Origin of the sequence: Shewanella sp. 10N.7 (assembly GCF_020806285.1) — a bacterium.
In the GTDB taxonomy this organism is placed as follows: Bacteria; Pseudomonadota; Gammaproteobacteria; order Enterobacterales; family Shewanellaceae; genus Shewanella; species Shewanella electrodiphila.
Genome location: NZ_JAJGZS010000024.1, coordinates 49,015 through 63,117, shown reverse-complemented (window position 1 = coordinate 63,117; position 14,103 = coordinate 49,015). Strand labels below are relative to the sequence as shown.

Sequence of the window (14,103 nt, the reverse complement as noted above, 5' to 3'; positions counted from 1 at the left end):
ATGCCTCTAGCAGAGAAAAATTTAAACGGACGTTTAAATTGAGTGTTGTAATTTATCTCATTTCGTCGCACACTGTTTGGCAACTGGTCAAATGATGGCCGTCGCTGCTGTGATAAAAAACTAGATATCAAAGCTAAATAACAACACAGTAATTGTGATGTAGAAGTCGCTTTTAGCAAAAAGGAAGCAAGCAATGATCTACCAAAGTCCTACAATTCAAGTAGAGTTATTAGAGGATAACATTGCCAAGTTGTGTTTCGATGCACCTGGTTCAGTGAACAAATTCGATAAAGAAACTCTCTCTTCATTAGATGCCGCTCTTGAGAGCATCAAACAAAACACAAGTATTCAAGGTTTATTAGTAACATCAGGTAAAAGTACCTTTATTGTTGGTGCAGATATTACTGAATTCTTAGGTTTGTTCGAACTTGACGATGCAACGCTATTAACTTGGGTTGAACAAGCTAGTGCGGTATTTGATAAACTTGAAGACTTACCTTTCCCAACAGCCTCTGCTGTTAACGGGTTTGCTCTTGGTGGTGGTTGTGAAGCCATTCTTGCAACTGATTTACGTATCGCAGATACCAATGCTCGTATTGGTTTACCAGAAACCAAATTAGGCTTAATTCCTGGTTTTGGTGGCACAGTTCGTTTACCTCGCATCATAGGTGCAGATAACGCACTTGAGTGGATAACCACAGGTAAAGACCAACGTCCAGAAGCGGCATTAAAAGTTGGCGCAATTGACGCTGTAGTGGCTCCAGAAAACCTTGAAGCAGTTGCACTGCAGATGCTTAAAGATGCCATCGCTGAAAAGCTAGATTGGCAATCTCGTCGTAACCGCAAGCTTAAGGCATTAACATTACCAAAGCTTGAAGCAATGATGTCATTCGCCACAGCTAAAGGCATGGTATTTAAAGTTGCAGGCAAACACTACCCAGCACCAATGATGGCTGTGAGTGTGATAGAACAAGCAGCAACACTTGACCGTGCAGAAGCCCTTAAAGTTGAAAACAAAGCTTTCATCAAATTGGCTAAAACCGACGTTGCAACCTCACTGATTGGTATTTTCTTAAATGACCAATTTGTAAAAGGTAAAGCGAAAAAAGCAGGTAAACTTGCTAAGAAAGTGAACAGTGCAGCCGTATTAGGCGCTGGTATCATGGGCGGTGGTATTGCTTATCAAAGCGCAAGTAAAGGCACGCCGATTGTCATGAAAGACATCGCACAACCTGCATTAGATTTAGGCTTAGGCGAAGCAGCTAAGTTGCTAACGGCACAAGTTAAACGTGGCCGCTCTACTCCAGCTAAAATGGCTGCAGTATTAAACAACATCACACCAGCTTTAGATTACGCACCAGTAAAGGATGCTGACGTTATTGTTGAAGCAGTCGTTGAGCATCCAAAAGTGAAAGCATCTGTATTAGCAGAAGTTGAAGGCTATGTTGCTGATGACGCTATCATCGCGTCAAACACGTCTACTATTTCCATTAACCTACTTGCTAAGAGCATGAAGAAACCTGAGCGTTTCTGTGGCATGCACTTCTTTAACCCTGTGCATAAAATGCCTTTGGTTGAAGTCATTCGCGGTGAAAACTCATCAGAAGAAACGATTGCTTCAGTAGTGGCATACGCAAGCAAAATGGGCAAAACACCAATCGTTGTTAACGATTGTCCAGGCTTCTTTGTTAACCGAGTTTTATTCCCATACTTTGCAGGCTTCAGTGGATTATTAGCCGACGGTGCTGACTTTTCTAAAGTAGATAAAGTGATGGAGAAACAGTTCGGTTGGCCAATGGGCCCAGCTTATTTGCTTGATGTTGTTGGTCTAGATACTGGTCATCATGCACAAGCGGTAATGGCTGAAGGTTTCCCTGACCGCATGGGTAAAAATGGCAAAGATGCTATCGACATTATGTTTGAAAGCGAGCGCTTTGGTCAGAAAAACACTAAAGGTTTCTATGCTTACTCTGTTGACCGTCGTGGTAAGCCAAAGAAAGATTTAGACCCAACCAGTTACCAATTATTGGCTAAAGAGTTCGGTGAGCTAAAAGAGTTTGAAGCAGATGAGATCATCGCACGCTGTATGATCCCAATGGTTATCGAAACAGTTCGTTGTTTAGAAGAAGGCATTATTGCTTCTCCTGCTGAAGGCGATATGGGCCTAGTTTACGGTATTGGCTTCCCACCATTTAGAGGCGGTGTATTCCGTTACCTAGATACTATGGGTGTGGCTAACTTTGTCGCGATGGCAGACAAATTTGCCCACTTAGGTGGTCTATATCAAGTGACTGATGCAATGCGCGAGCTTGCAGCCACTAACGGCACATACTACCCAGCCTAATTAGCAGTAAAGGAATATCATCATGAAAAACGCTGTAATCGTAGACTGCATTCGTACTCCGATGGGCCGCTCTAAGGCTGGAGTATTTAGAAATGTACGTGCAGAAACCCTTTCTGCTGAACTAATGAAATCATTATTAAGCCGCAACAGTAAGCTTGATCCAAATGATATCGAAGATGTTATCTGGGGTTGTGTACAACAAACACTAGAACAAGGTTTTAATATCGCCCGTAATGCTGCGCTATTAGCTGGCATTCCAAAAACAGCTGGTGCTGTTACGGTAAACCGTTTATGTGGTTCATCAATGGATGCACTTCATCAAGCAACGCGAGCCATTATGACAGGCCAAGGCGACACCTTTATCGTTGGTGGTGTTGAGCATATGGGTCATGTACCAATGAATCACGGTGTCGATTTCCATCCAGGCCTTGCAAGCAATGTCGCTAAAGCATCTGGCATGATGGGCTTAACCGCTGAAATGCTTGGCAAGATGCACGGTATCACTCGTGAACAACAAGATGCATTTGCAGTTCGTTCTCATCAACGTGCTCATGCTGCTACTGTTGAAGGTCGTTTTGATAACGAAATCGTACCTATTGAAGGTCATGACGCAAATGGTGCGTTAATTAAAGTGACTCATGATGAAGTGATTCGTCCTGAGACATCACTTGAATCACTTTCAGGATTACGCCCAGCATTTGACCCAGCTAACGGTACAGTGACAGCCGGTACTTCATCAGCATTATCTGATGGCGCTTCGGCAATGTTAGTTATGGAAGAAGAAAAAGCCAAAGCATTAGGTTTACCTATCCGTGCTCGTATTCGTTCAATGGCTGTAGCCGGCTGTGATGCTGCAATCATGGGTTATGGCCCAGTGCCAGCAACAAAGAAAGCATTAGCTCGTGCAGGCTTAACTGTTGATGATATGGATGTGATTGAATTAAACGAAGCATTCGCAGCACAGTCTCTTCCATGCGTTAAGGATTTAGGCCTTACTGATGTGGTTGACGAAAAAGTTAACTTAAATGGCGGCGCAATTGCTCTTGGTCATCCACTAGGTTGTTCAGGAACGCGTATCTCAACAACGCTGATTAACTTAATGGAAGCTAAAGATGCAAAATATGGTCTAGCAACTATGTGTATTGGTTTAGGCCAAGGCATCGCAACAATTTTTGAGCGTGTTGATAGCTAAAAAATAAATGTAAATAAAAAGCCGCTTCACAAATTAATTGTGTAGCGGCTGTTTTTGTAATTCAAATATTAGTAACGCTTGATAGCTTTTAACTCACGAATATCAGCTTCAAAACTCTGAATTTCTTCAGCTGACACATATTTCTTTAATTGAACCATAGAGCCTTGGTAAAATTTTGTCATCGCATCAGCATAAGCTTTATCGACGTTATTAACCAAAACATCTGGCTTGCTAGCATGTTTCATTGCTCCGCCAATTGCCCCACCAATAATACCACTTCCACCAGCTTTAGTTTCCCATTGAATAATATACTCTTCAGAGATATTTAACTTAGTTAGATCAACTCTCTTTTGAGACATAACCTGTCCTGTTAATGGCTCAATAAACTTTAGAATAAATGAACCGTCAATTTTTATGGTTCCAGTTTCTTGCGCATAAGACGAAAAACTTTCCTTATTAACGTTGGCTTTACCAACTTTAATATCAAACTGTGGAACGATAGCTAAATAGCTATTCTTCTTGTCACCATAGGTTATCTCATCAAAAGTTTCGTATGGTCCAGAATAGGTAAAACCTTTACGCGTTATTAAAGTCTCAACACCATTTTGAAAAGCGCTTCTTACTTTTGCATTGTAATTTAAGCGTACAGCTTCAAAATTGTCATTTCGTGAAGGACGACTTAAACCAAATTGATTTAACATTGCATTTTGTGCAGATACACGCTGCTCGTAAGTAGTAATTACTCCACCTGGTTTAACAATTGCAATTTTCTTATCGACAGATGCTTGTTGGGCACCAAAATCAAAATTGGTATCTACGACTCCAGATTCATTTTTTACCGGAATGGCAGAGCAGGCTGAAAGTGATAATACCGCTAGAGTTAAAACTATTTTCTTCATGAGACATATTCCCTTATCTTAATTAACAAACGCCTAGCATCGTACACCATAAGTATTAACCCAAACAGTTTTATAAGGAGTTTAGCATTTGAATTCAGTAACTTAAAAAAACTAAAAAAAGTGTAATATTCTATTTATTTATCGACTTTGAATTATTAACCTAAAAAAAATACATGAATGAAATTAAATTCTGAAAATAGTATTGTGAATTAGAGATAAACGAGGTGTTACATATTGTATCTGCGAAGTCAGTTGTGTTTCACGTGGAACATCCTGTGTTAGTTCACGAAATACTAATAAAGCTATGTTTCAGCACTTGCAACAGTCTTTAACCAGAGTAAAATTAGCGCAATTATTGTTAGCTAGTCGTATATAAGAGTTAGTATGAGCGAAATATTTTCAACAGCAGAACATCATTTAGACGCCCTAGGTCTACGTTGTCCAGAGCCCGTAATGATGATCCGTAAAACCGTGCGTAAGATGGCCGAAGGTGAAACCTTACTTATTACTGCTGATGATCCTGCAACCACCCGTGATATCCCTAGCTTCTGTGAGTTCATGGATCACACCCTCATTGCCAGCGATACTCAGAAAACGCCATACAAATATATGATAAAAAAAGGACTTTAATCATGTCAGCACTAAAAGCAATTGCTTATAAAACAGCTAAAAAAGGCAAAATGAACCCTGTCTTTTGTGCCAATGTAAGTTTGCTTCGTGGTGTTGAAAATGATGTATTCGGTCGACCAGGCAAACGACAAGTTACTGTCATGTCAGTTGAGCAATGGCAAATAGCCTGTCAGGAAATTAATGCTGATTTAGATTGGCTAACAAGACGAGCTAATATTTTAATCGACGACTATCAGTTTAGCGCTGATGATGTCGGTAAAGTGATTTCAATTGGCGACGATGTTAGCTTAATTATCACTGGCGAAACCGACCCTTGTGCCAAAATGGAAATTGCACACCCAGGTCTTGAACAAGCATTACTACCCCTGTGGCGAGGCGGTGTTACCTGTAAAGTTGTCACAGAAGGGCTAATTCAAGTAGAGGATACAGTTCGTATTCGATAAGGTCACTTATTAATAAAAGCTGATTAATAAAAGCTGATTAACAATAAAACCGTTTAACAACACACTGGACCAAAAACGAAAACCCACAATATTTTTTATTCCAATCAGCATGCCCATTAATTATTCATCAAGCTAAAAACGACTCTTCAACGTCTAACCAATAAGCTAAACCATCAACCCCCTTCTGTATTAATCCTCAATAATTCAAATAGCTTTTGTACTGTCATCATTTGAAACAGAAAAACTGTTTAGTTCTTGGTTAATTTATGCGATAAATATCATCAGTTTTATAACTCGCAAACAACACTCGATTAATAAAAGTATAACTCGACCTTATAACGATAATCATAAATGGACTGTGCATGTTTACCTCAAAAATAAAACCTCTCTACACTGCTATTGCGCTTAGCTTAGCGAGTGCTTCTTTAGCTGTTAACGCAGCAGATGAAACCGAAAAATGGCAAGTGAATGCGCCAGCTAATGCGCCTTTAGAAAAACTACAAATTGATGTTACTGAAGGTACGTGGATGAATGTCAGCGTTTCACCTGACGGCAAAACCATCGTATTTGACCTATTAGGCGATATTTATCAGATGCCTATTAGTGGCGGAGAAGCTAAAAAGCTCGCCTCAGGCATTGCTTGGCAAATGCAACCTGTCTATAGCCCTGACGGCAAACAAATCGCTTTTACATCGGATGAAGATGGCGGCGATAATATTTGGGTAATGAATGCAGATGGCAGTAACCAAAGAGCAGTCACCTCAGAAACATTCCGTTTATTAAACAGTCCTGCATGGAGTCCTGACTCACAATACCTTGTTGCACGTAAACACTTTACCGCCAGTCGCAGCTTAGGTGCAGGTGAAGTTTGGATGTATCACGTTGCGGGTGGCGAAGGTGTAAAACTGACAGAGCGCCCTAACGATCAAAAAGATTTAGGCGAACCCGCTTACTCTCCTGATGGCCGATATATTTACTTCAGCCAAGATGCTACGCCAGGTAAAACGTTCCATTACTCAAAAGATTCTGTAAAAGGAATTTATAAAATTAAACGCTACGATACTCAAACTGGTGATATCGAAGTCTTGATTGAAGGTACTGGCGGTGCAATCCGACCTACGCCAAGCCCTGATGGCACTAAGCTCGCCTATATTAAACGTGATGGTTTCCAGTCGACGTTGTATTTATTGGATTTAAAATCAGGTAAACACACTAAACTTTACGATAATCTTGATCGTGACATGCAAGAAACATGGGCTATCCATGGCGTATACCCAACCATGTCTTGGACTCAAGATAACGAAGAAATCGTATTTTGGGCAAAAGGGAAAATTAATAAACTCAATGTTGAAGACAAAGAAGTCAGTAATATTCCTTTTTCAGTTAAAACAGAGTTAGATGTTCAACCTTCTGTTCGTTTTACTCAAAATCTAGATCAAGATGAGTTTGATGTAAAAATGCTACGTATGGCACAGGTATCACCTAATGGTGAAAAAGTGGTATTCGAAGCATTGGGTAAGCTGTGGGTTCGTGATATTGAAGACGGAAAACGTAAACGCTTAACTCGTTTAGATGACGATGTTAATGAACTATTCCCGCAATGGTCACGTGATGGTAAGAACATTGTCTTCACGACTTGGAATGACCAGGATCAAGGCACTGTCAGTATTGTCAGTGCTAAAGGTGGCCGTAGCAAAGAGTTAACCAGTGAGCCGGGCAAGTACGTTGAACCTACCTTTTCTCCTGATGGTAAAACGGTTGTATACCGCAAAGCCAAAGGCGGCTATATGACGCCTCGTACTTGGTCACAAGAACCAGGTTTATATAAGGTAGATTTAAAGAAAAAGAACAACATCAAAATAACCGCTAGTGGTTACCAACCGCAATTTGGTGCTGACTCAACACGTGTATTCTTCATGGATTATGGCGAAACACCTGAATTATCTTCTATCAGTTTAGATGGATTTGAAAAGCGTACTCATTATACCAGCGAGCATGCAACGGAGTTCCGTGTATCACCTAACGGTGAACATTTAGCATTTTCTGAACGTTTCCGTGTATACGTTACGCCATTTGCTAAACATGGTGAAACAGTTCGGATTAGCCCTAAAGCAACTAACCTACCTGTAACTCAGTTAAGTGTACGCGCAGGTGAAAGTATTAGCTGGAACAATAAGAGTAACGAACTTTATTGGACCCTTGGCCCAGATCTATATCAAGCCGCTATTGATACCCAATATGCTAAGACAGAAGATGAAGTTAAACCAAGCATTACTGCCATTGGCTTCAAAGAAAAAGCAGATGTTCCACGTGGAACAATCGCTTTTGTTGGCGGCAAAATCATTACTATGGAAAACGACCGAGTCATCGATAATGGTGTTGTCATCGTTACAGACAACAAAATTGTTAGTGTCGGTGATGCCAACGTGACAATTCCTAAAGATGCACAAGTTATCGATATTAAAGGCAAAACATTAATGCCTGGTTTATTCGATGCTCACGCACATGGTGGACAAGCTGATGATGAAATTATTCCTCAGCAGAATTGGCAACTATACTCTGGCCTGTCTTTAGGTGTTACAGCAATTCACGATCCATCAAATGATACCACTGAGATTTTTGCAGCTTCAGAGCAGCAAAAAGCCGGTAACATTGTTGGCCCACGTATATTCTCGACTGGTACAATTTTATATGGTGCCAATGCTCCTGGTTATACGTCTCATGTTGACTCACTGGATGATGCCAAGTTCCATTTGGAGCGCTTAAAGAAAGTCGGTGCTTTTAGTGTGAAGAGTTATAACCAGCCACGTCGGAACCAACGTCAGCAAGTAATCCAAGCTGCACGTGAACTTGAAATGATGGTTGTGCCTGAAGGCGGAAGCTTGCTTCAACACAATTTATCAATGATTGCCGATGGTCATACGACAATCGAACATTCACTTCCAGCAGGTTCAATCTACAGTGATATCAAACAGTTCTGGAGCCAAACTGAAGTTGCTTACACGCCGACATTAGTTGTCGCTTATGGCGGTATTTCAGGAGAGCATTACTGGTATGACAAAACTGACGTATGGGCTCATCCTCGCTTAAGTATGTACGTACCAAGTGATATCTTGAATGCTCGCTCAATGCGCAGAACCAAAGCACCTGATGAACATTACAATCATTTCAATGTCGCCCGTGTCGCCAATGAATTAAATGAAATAGGTATTCATCCAAACATTGGTGCTCATGGTCAACGTGAAGGTTTAGCAGCACATTGGGAAATGTGGATGTTTGCCCAAGGCGGGATGAGCAATATGGATGTATTGAAAACAGCCACAATTAACCCAGCGAAAACCTTTGGAATGGATCATCAGATTGGTTCAATCAAAGAAGGAAAATTAGCTGATATCATTGTTATTGATGGTGATCCACTAGCGGACATCAGAGTGACTGATAAAGTGACTTATACCATGGCAAACGGCAAATTATACAATGCTGAATCCATGAACCAGTTAAATGGCGATGAAGTTAAGCGTAAACCATTTTTCTTTGAAACCACTAAATAGTAACTATCCAGCTACTAGATAACAAAAAGGGATGTTCCACGTGGAACATCCCTTTTTTATATTAAGAGAATCGACCTAAAAATCACTTTCCATAACGAAAACAGTCTGTTGTATGGTCATTAATCATCCCTACCGCTTGCATAAATGCATAACAAATTGTCGGTCCGACAAAATTAAAACCGAGCTTTTTTAAGGCTTTAGACATGGCTTCAGATTCAGGCGTTTGCGCTGGCACTTCTGACATAGTAGCGAAGTGATTGATTTTCGGCTCACCTCCGACAAACTCCCACAGAAATTTTGAAAAGTCATTTCCTTGTTCCACAAAAGCCAAATAGGCTTTAGCATTTTTAATGATAGAATTCACTTTCAAACGGTTTCTAACTATCCCAGGGTTAAGTAATAACTTCTCTACTTTAGCATCGTCAAAAGTGGCAATGACTTTAGGATCGAAGTTAGCAAACAAATCTTGGTAATTATGCTGCTTCTTTAAAATAGTTATCCAAGATAATCCAGCTTGTTGGCCATCAAGGCACAGCTTCTCAAATAACACGATGGGATCATAAACAGGCCTTCCCCAAACGTTATCATGATAATCGATATAAAGCGGGTCGTTACTCAACCAAGTACAGCGTTTCAGATCCATTTGTATAGCCCATTTAAATTTTTAATCTCTACGTTAAAAAATAACCTACATCTGTATTAATCTACAAGGTATAATCAAAACCATTTTCTATTTTTAGCCTCAACCAGTAGATAAGCGGACATGACGACGAAACACGACGTAAAGACATTCCAGGGCTTCATTATGACCCTGCAGGAATACTGGGCGCAGCAAGGTTGCGCAATCGTTCAACCATTGGACATGGAAGTGGGTGCAGGTACATTCCACCCGATGACATTTTTGCGTTCATTAGGCCCAGAGCCAATGAGCAGCGCATATGTGCAACCATGTCGCCGACCTACCGATGGCCGCTACGGTGAAAACCCTAACCGCCTACAACATTACTACCAATTCCAAGTAGTGCTAAAGCCTTCTCCAAGTAACATTCAAGAGTTATATCTTGGTTCTCTAGAAGCACTAGGTGTGGATATGGGCGTTCATGACGTGCGTTTTGTTGAAGATAACTGGGAGTCGCCAACACTAGGTGCTTGGGGCTTAGGTTGGGAAGTTTGGTTAAACGGTATGGAAGTATCGCAATTTACCTATTTCCAACAAGTCGGTGGTATAGAGTGTAAGCCAGTCACTGGTGAAATCACCTATGGTCTAGAACGTCTTGCGATGTATATCCAAGAAATTGACAGTGTTTATGATCTTGTCTGGACTGACGGCCCGATGGGCAAAGTGATGTACGGCGATATTTTCCATCAAAATGAAGTGGAGCAATCAACTTATAACTTCGAACACGCTGATGTTGAAGTGCTATTTAAGCAATTTGATGATTGTGAAAAAGCCTGCCAGAAATTATTAACGCTAGAAAAGCCTTTACCATTGCCTGCTTACGAGCAAGTAATGAAAGCCTCTCATGCATTTAACTTACTTGATGCGCGCCATGCAATTTCGGTTACAGAACGTCAACGCTATATTTTGCGTGTACGTACTATGGCAAAAGGTGTTGCTGAATCTTATTACCAAGCACGTGAAGCGCTTGGTTTCCCAATGTGTAAGTAGAGGTAGAATATGAACGTTGAAAACTTACTCATTGAAGTGGGTACAGAAGAATTACCACCAAAAGCATTACGTAAACTTGCAGAGTCATTTCTAGCAAACTTTACCGAAGAGTTAACTAAAGCAGAATTAGCTTTTTCCGATGCTACTTGGTACGCAGCGCCTCGCCGTCTAGCTATTCGTATTGAGCAACTCGCTGTCGCTCAAGCAGACAAAGTTGTTGAAAAACGTGGCCCTGCAGTTGCTCAAGCATTTGATGCTGAAGGTAACCCAACAAAAGCCGCTATGGGCTGGGCTCGTGGTAACGGTATTACCGTTGAACAAGCTGACCGCCTTAAAACAGATAAAGGCGAATGGTTATTACATCAAGCAAAAGTGGTTGGTGTTGAAACTAAGTCACTTATTGCAACGATGGCGCAAAAGTCACTTGATAAGTTACCTATTCCTAAGCCTATGCGCTGGGGTAGCAATACCACACAGTTTATCCGTCCTGTTCACACCGTAACCATGTTATTAGGTGATGAGTTAGTTGCTGGTGAATTATTAGGTATTGAATCAGCACGCACGATCCGTGGCCATCGTTTCATGGGTGTGGATACCTTTGAACTAGACCATGCAGACAACTACTTAACCGAGTTAGAAACGCAAGGTAAAGTATTAGCTGACTACCAACGTCGTAAAGACATCATTAAAGTGAATGCTGAAATTGCAGCCAAACAAATCGGCGGCGTGGCAGAACTTGAAGATGAACTACTTGAAGAAGTCACAGCATTGGTTGAATGGCCGGTTGTGTTGACTGCAAGCTTCGAAGAAAAATTCTTAGATGTGCCAGCTGAAGCCTTGGTTTACACCATGAAAGGCGATCAGAAATACTTCCCAGTATTTGATAAAGCGGGTCAGTTATTACCGAACTTTATCTTCGTCACCAATATAGAATCTAAAGATCCACAGCAGATTATTTCGGGTAACGAGAAAGTCGTTCGCCCTCGCCTTGCTGATGCTGAGTTCTTCTTTGAAACTGACAAAAAACAGTCTTTAGAAACACGTTTATCCAGCTTAGAGTCTGTTGTTTTCCAAAAGCAATTAGGCACGATTAAAGCCCGCGTTGAACGTATTTCAGCTATGGCGAGTTTCATTGCCACCAGCATAGGTGCAAATAGCGAAGAAGCTGCGCGTGCAGGTTTATTGTCTAAGTCAGACTTGATGACCAATATGGTGATGGAATTTACCGACCTTCAAGGCACTATGGGCATGCATTACGCACGCTTAGACGGTGAAACTGATGCGGTTGCTGTTGCCCTTGCTGAGCAATATAAACCTAAATTCTCTGGCGATACTGTGCCTACAGCACCTATCTCAATCTGTGTCGCATTAGCTGAAAAGCTTGATACTTTAGTGGGTATTTTTGGTATTGGCCAAGCACCAAAAGGCGCAGCTGATCCATTCGCACTTCGCCGTGCTGCTATCGGTATTTTGCGTCTTTGTTTAGAGAACAATTTACCGTTAGATTTAGTTGATTTGATTGCTAAAGCAAAAGAATTACATGGTGAAAACCTGACTAACGATAAAGTATCTGAGCAAGTACTTGAGTTCTTTATGGGCCGCTTCCGTTCTTGGTATCAAGATCAAGGTGTGGGTGTTGATGTGATTCTTGCGGTCTTAGCACGCAAACCGACTGCCCCTGCAGATTTTGAAAGTCGCATTAAAGCAGTGGCTCACTTCAGAACTTTAGAGCAAGCATCAGCGCTTGCTGCTGCCAATAAGCGTGTGTCTAATATCTTGGCTAAAGTTGAAGGTGAAATCCCATCTACTATTGATTCAGGGCTTTTAGTTGAAAGTGCTGAAAAAGCATTAGCAGACAAATTAGTAGCGCTACAACCTCAGCTTGCTCCTTTATTTGCTGCCGCTAACTATCAAGAAGCACTAGCTTTACTAGCAAATCTACGTGAAAGCGTTGATACCTTCTTTGAAGATGTGATGGTAATGGCTGATGATGCAGCACTTAAGAATAACCGTTTAGCACTGTTAAATAGCTTACGTGAACAATTCTTACATGCTGCGGATATTTCATTACTTCAGTAATGAATATGTCTAATAAGCACTTATAAAAAACGCGCCTTTCGGCGCGTTTTTTATTGTTCATCAAGCATTAATCACGTCGAAGTTAGATCGACTTATGACTATAAACTCAGCAATTTTTGATGCAGCACTTCAAACTGCTCGGCATCTATTTTCACTTGAGACAAAAGCTGTCCCTGCGCCTCAACAGTTAATTTATTCACCTGCTTTAGCATAGAACATTCACTGACAATATTGGCTCGCCATACCGCGATTGCTAATGGATCACTAGGTTGATGAAGAGAGTTAGCCAGTTGCGCTAATGGCTGTTCAAATTGAGCTGGTAACTGCCAATGTTTAACCAGCAATGCACTTAAGCTTAATGATTTAGTGGTCATGACTTGCTTAAACAACACTGAGCTAGGCTGTTCACCCGGTTCTGCTTGTCGAAAAGCTTCAATCATCATTTTAAAAATGGCAATTTTACCCACATCATGCAATAAACCGAGAAAAAACGCTGTGTCACCATCCTCGTCAGCAAACGCCTTCGCAAGAAAGGCAACCTGCATAGAATGGCGCCAAATTTCGGCACCAAAACGCCTGAAGTAAATAGGCTTAATATTTATCATTTCTTTCATCAAACTAGTACGTACAAACAACTGCAGCTGCTGCAAACCAATTTGAACCACAGCTTGCTGTAAGCTAGTAATCTCTTTGTCAGAACGTTTAAAGGCACTGGAATTACATAGTTTTAAAACCTCGATACTCAAAACAGGATCTTGTTCAATCATGCCGAGCAAATCTTTAGTATCAATATCTTCTTGAGCCAACTTTCTATCTAACTCAGATAGACGGCTTGGCAATTTAAGTACCTTCTCTGCAATCACTTTTGGCGAACTAAAAGCCTGCTCAATTTTAGATAGAACATTGCGCTCTAAACTATTGGCCATAGCGCCAGTGTCTTGATCGCTTACAGGAAACAATAAGCTGTAGAACAAAGCTGAAGAGTCGACAGCGATTGCCATAGTTGCCGCTGGCTGATTTGTAGACTGGTGTGTCGCCGTTTTGCTCACCGCATGTGATGCGTTTACAGAAGCCGTTTTAGATAAAAGACTGTTTTGCGAATTTAATGCGCTAGCAGCATTCACCTCTTTCTTAGAGCGAATATTAAATATCTTATTAAATAATGCTTTAACCACTTGTATGACCTAAGTAAAAGTAATAACCACTAAACCGAGAGTAATCCTTTACTGTGTTCTAGTATAAAGTATAGCGACCGCAAGGGATCAAGAACGTAACCACTTCACACATTTGGAAATA

Annotated in this window: 10 protein-coding genes; 7 read left to right on the top strand and 3 right to left on the bottom strand. The window is 41.0% G+C overall.

The window, feature by feature from the left end; genetic code table 11:
• The first annotated feature begins 193 nt into the window (after positions 1-193).
• Positions 194-2,344 carry a fatty acid oxidation complex subunit alpha FadB gene (gene fadB / locus LMH66_RS15255; RefSeq protein ID WP_229371010.1) on the top strand — a complete coding sequence of 717 codons (2,151 nt, stop codon included), beginning with the start codon at positions 194-196 and terminating at the stop codon, positions 2,342-2,344.
• A gap of 22 nt (positions 2,345-2,366) precedes the next feature.
• Positions 2,367-3,536, top strand: a complete 1,170-nt coding sequence (fadA, locus tag LMH66_RS15250) for an acetyl-CoA C-acyltransferase FadA (protein WP_102529104.1) — start codon at positions 2,367-2,369, stop codon at positions 3,534-3,536.
• Positions 3,537-3,604: 68 nt separating this feature from the next.
• On the opposite strand, the gene LMH66_RS15245 is transcribed toward fadA, so the two are convergent.
• A complete protein-coding gene (locus LMH66_RS15245) occupies positions 3,605-4,435 on the bottom strand; it encodes an HpaA family protein (RefSeq protein WP_229371008.1) in 831 nt (276 codons plus the stop codon).
• A gap of 384 nt (positions 4,436-4,819) precedes the next feature.
• On the opposite strand from LMH66_RS15245, the gene tusA reads away from it, so the two are divergent.
• From tusA to LMH66_RS15230, 3 genes are all read left to right on the top strand, one after another.
• A complete protein-coding gene (tusA, locus tag LMH66_RS15240; RefSeq protein WP_102529105.1) occupies positions 4,820-5,065 on the top strand; it encodes a sulfurtransferase TusA in 246 nt (81 codons plus the stop codon).
• Between the two features lie 2 nt (positions 5,066-5,067).
• The gene (locus LMH66_RS15235; protein ID WP_229371006.1) at positions 5,068-5,508 is read left to right on the top strand and encodes an MOSC domain-containing protein; all 441 of its coding nucleotides are present in this window, start codon (positions 5,068-5,070) and stop codon (positions 5,506-5,508) included.
• Between the two features lie 362 nt (positions 5,509-5,870).
• A complete protein-coding gene (locus LMH66_RS15230) occupies positions 5,871-9,059 on the top strand; it encodes an amidohydrolase family protein (protein ID WP_229371004.1) in 3,189 nt (1,062 codons plus the stop codon).
• Between the two features lie 82 nt (positions 9,060-9,141).
• Here LMH66_RS15230 and LMH66_RS15225 read toward each other — a convergent pair whose 3' ends face one another.
• On the bottom strand, positions 9,142-9,702 hold the full coding sequence (locus LMH66_RS15225; protein WP_229371001.1) for a DNA-3-methyladenine glycosylase I: 561 nt from the start codon (positions 9,700-9,702) through the stop codon (positions 9,142-9,144).
• Between the two features lie 120 nt (positions 9,703-9,822).
• On the opposite strand from LMH66_RS15225, the gene glyQ reads away from it, so the two are divergent.
• Entirely contained in the window at positions 9,823-10,728 is a 906-nt protein-coding gene (gene glyQ / locus LMH66_RS15220) for a glycine--tRNA ligase subunit alpha (RefSeq protein ID WP_229370999.1), read from the top strand.
• Between the two features lie 9 nt (positions 10,729-10,737).
• Entirely contained in the window at positions 10,738-12,807 is a 2,070-nt protein-coding gene (gene glyS / locus LMH66_RS15215) for a glycine--tRNA ligase subunit beta (RefSeq protein WP_229370997.1), read from the top strand.
• Between the two features lie 98 nt (positions 12,808-12,905).
• Here the strand turns inward: glyS and LMH66_RS15210 are convergent, their stop codons facing one another.
• The gene (locus tag LMH66_RS15210) at positions 12,906-13,982 is read right to left on the bottom strand and encodes an HDOD domain-containing protein (protein ID WP_420709431.1); all 1,077 of its coding nucleotides are present in this window, start codon (positions 13,980-13,982) and stop codon (positions 12,906-12,908) included.
• Between the last annotated feature and the right edge of the window lie 121 nt (positions 13,983-14,103).

Bases quoted from the DNA above. Each gene is read 5' to 3' on its own strand.
- fadB (WP_229371010.1), top strand. From the start codon at position 194: ATGATCTACCAAAGTCCTACAATTCAAGTAGAGTTATTAGAGGATAAC.
- fadA (WP_102529104.1), top strand. From the start codon at position 2,367: ATGAAAAACGCTGTAATCGTAGACTGCATTCGTACTCCGATGGGCCGC.
- LMH66_RS15245 (WP_229371008.1), bottom strand. From the start codon at position 4,435: ATGAAGAAAATAGTTTTAACTCTAGCGGTATTATCACTTTCAGCCTGC.
- tusA (WP_102529105.1), top strand. From the start codon at position 4,820: ATGAGCGAAATATTTTCAACAGCAGAACATCATTTAGACGCCCTAGGT.
- LMH66_RS15235 (WP_229371006.1), top strand. From the start codon at position 5,068: ATGTCAGCACTAAAAGCAATTGCTTATAAAACAGCTAAAAAAGGCAAA.
- LMH66_RS15230 (WP_229371004.1), top strand. From the start codon at position 5,871: ATGTTTACCTCAAAAATAAAACCTCTCTACACTGCTATTGCGCTTAGC.
- LMH66_RS15225 (WP_229371001.1), bottom strand. From the start codon at position 9,702: ATGGATCTGAAACGCTGTACTTGGTTGAGTAACGACCCGCTTTATATC.
- glyQ (WP_229370999.1), top strand. From the start codon at position 9,823: ATGACGACGAAACACGACGTAAAGACATTCCAGGGCTTCATTATGACC.
- glyS (WP_229370997.1), top strand. From the start codon at position 10,738: ATGAACGTTGAAAACTTACTCATTGAAGTGGGTACAGAAGAATTACCA.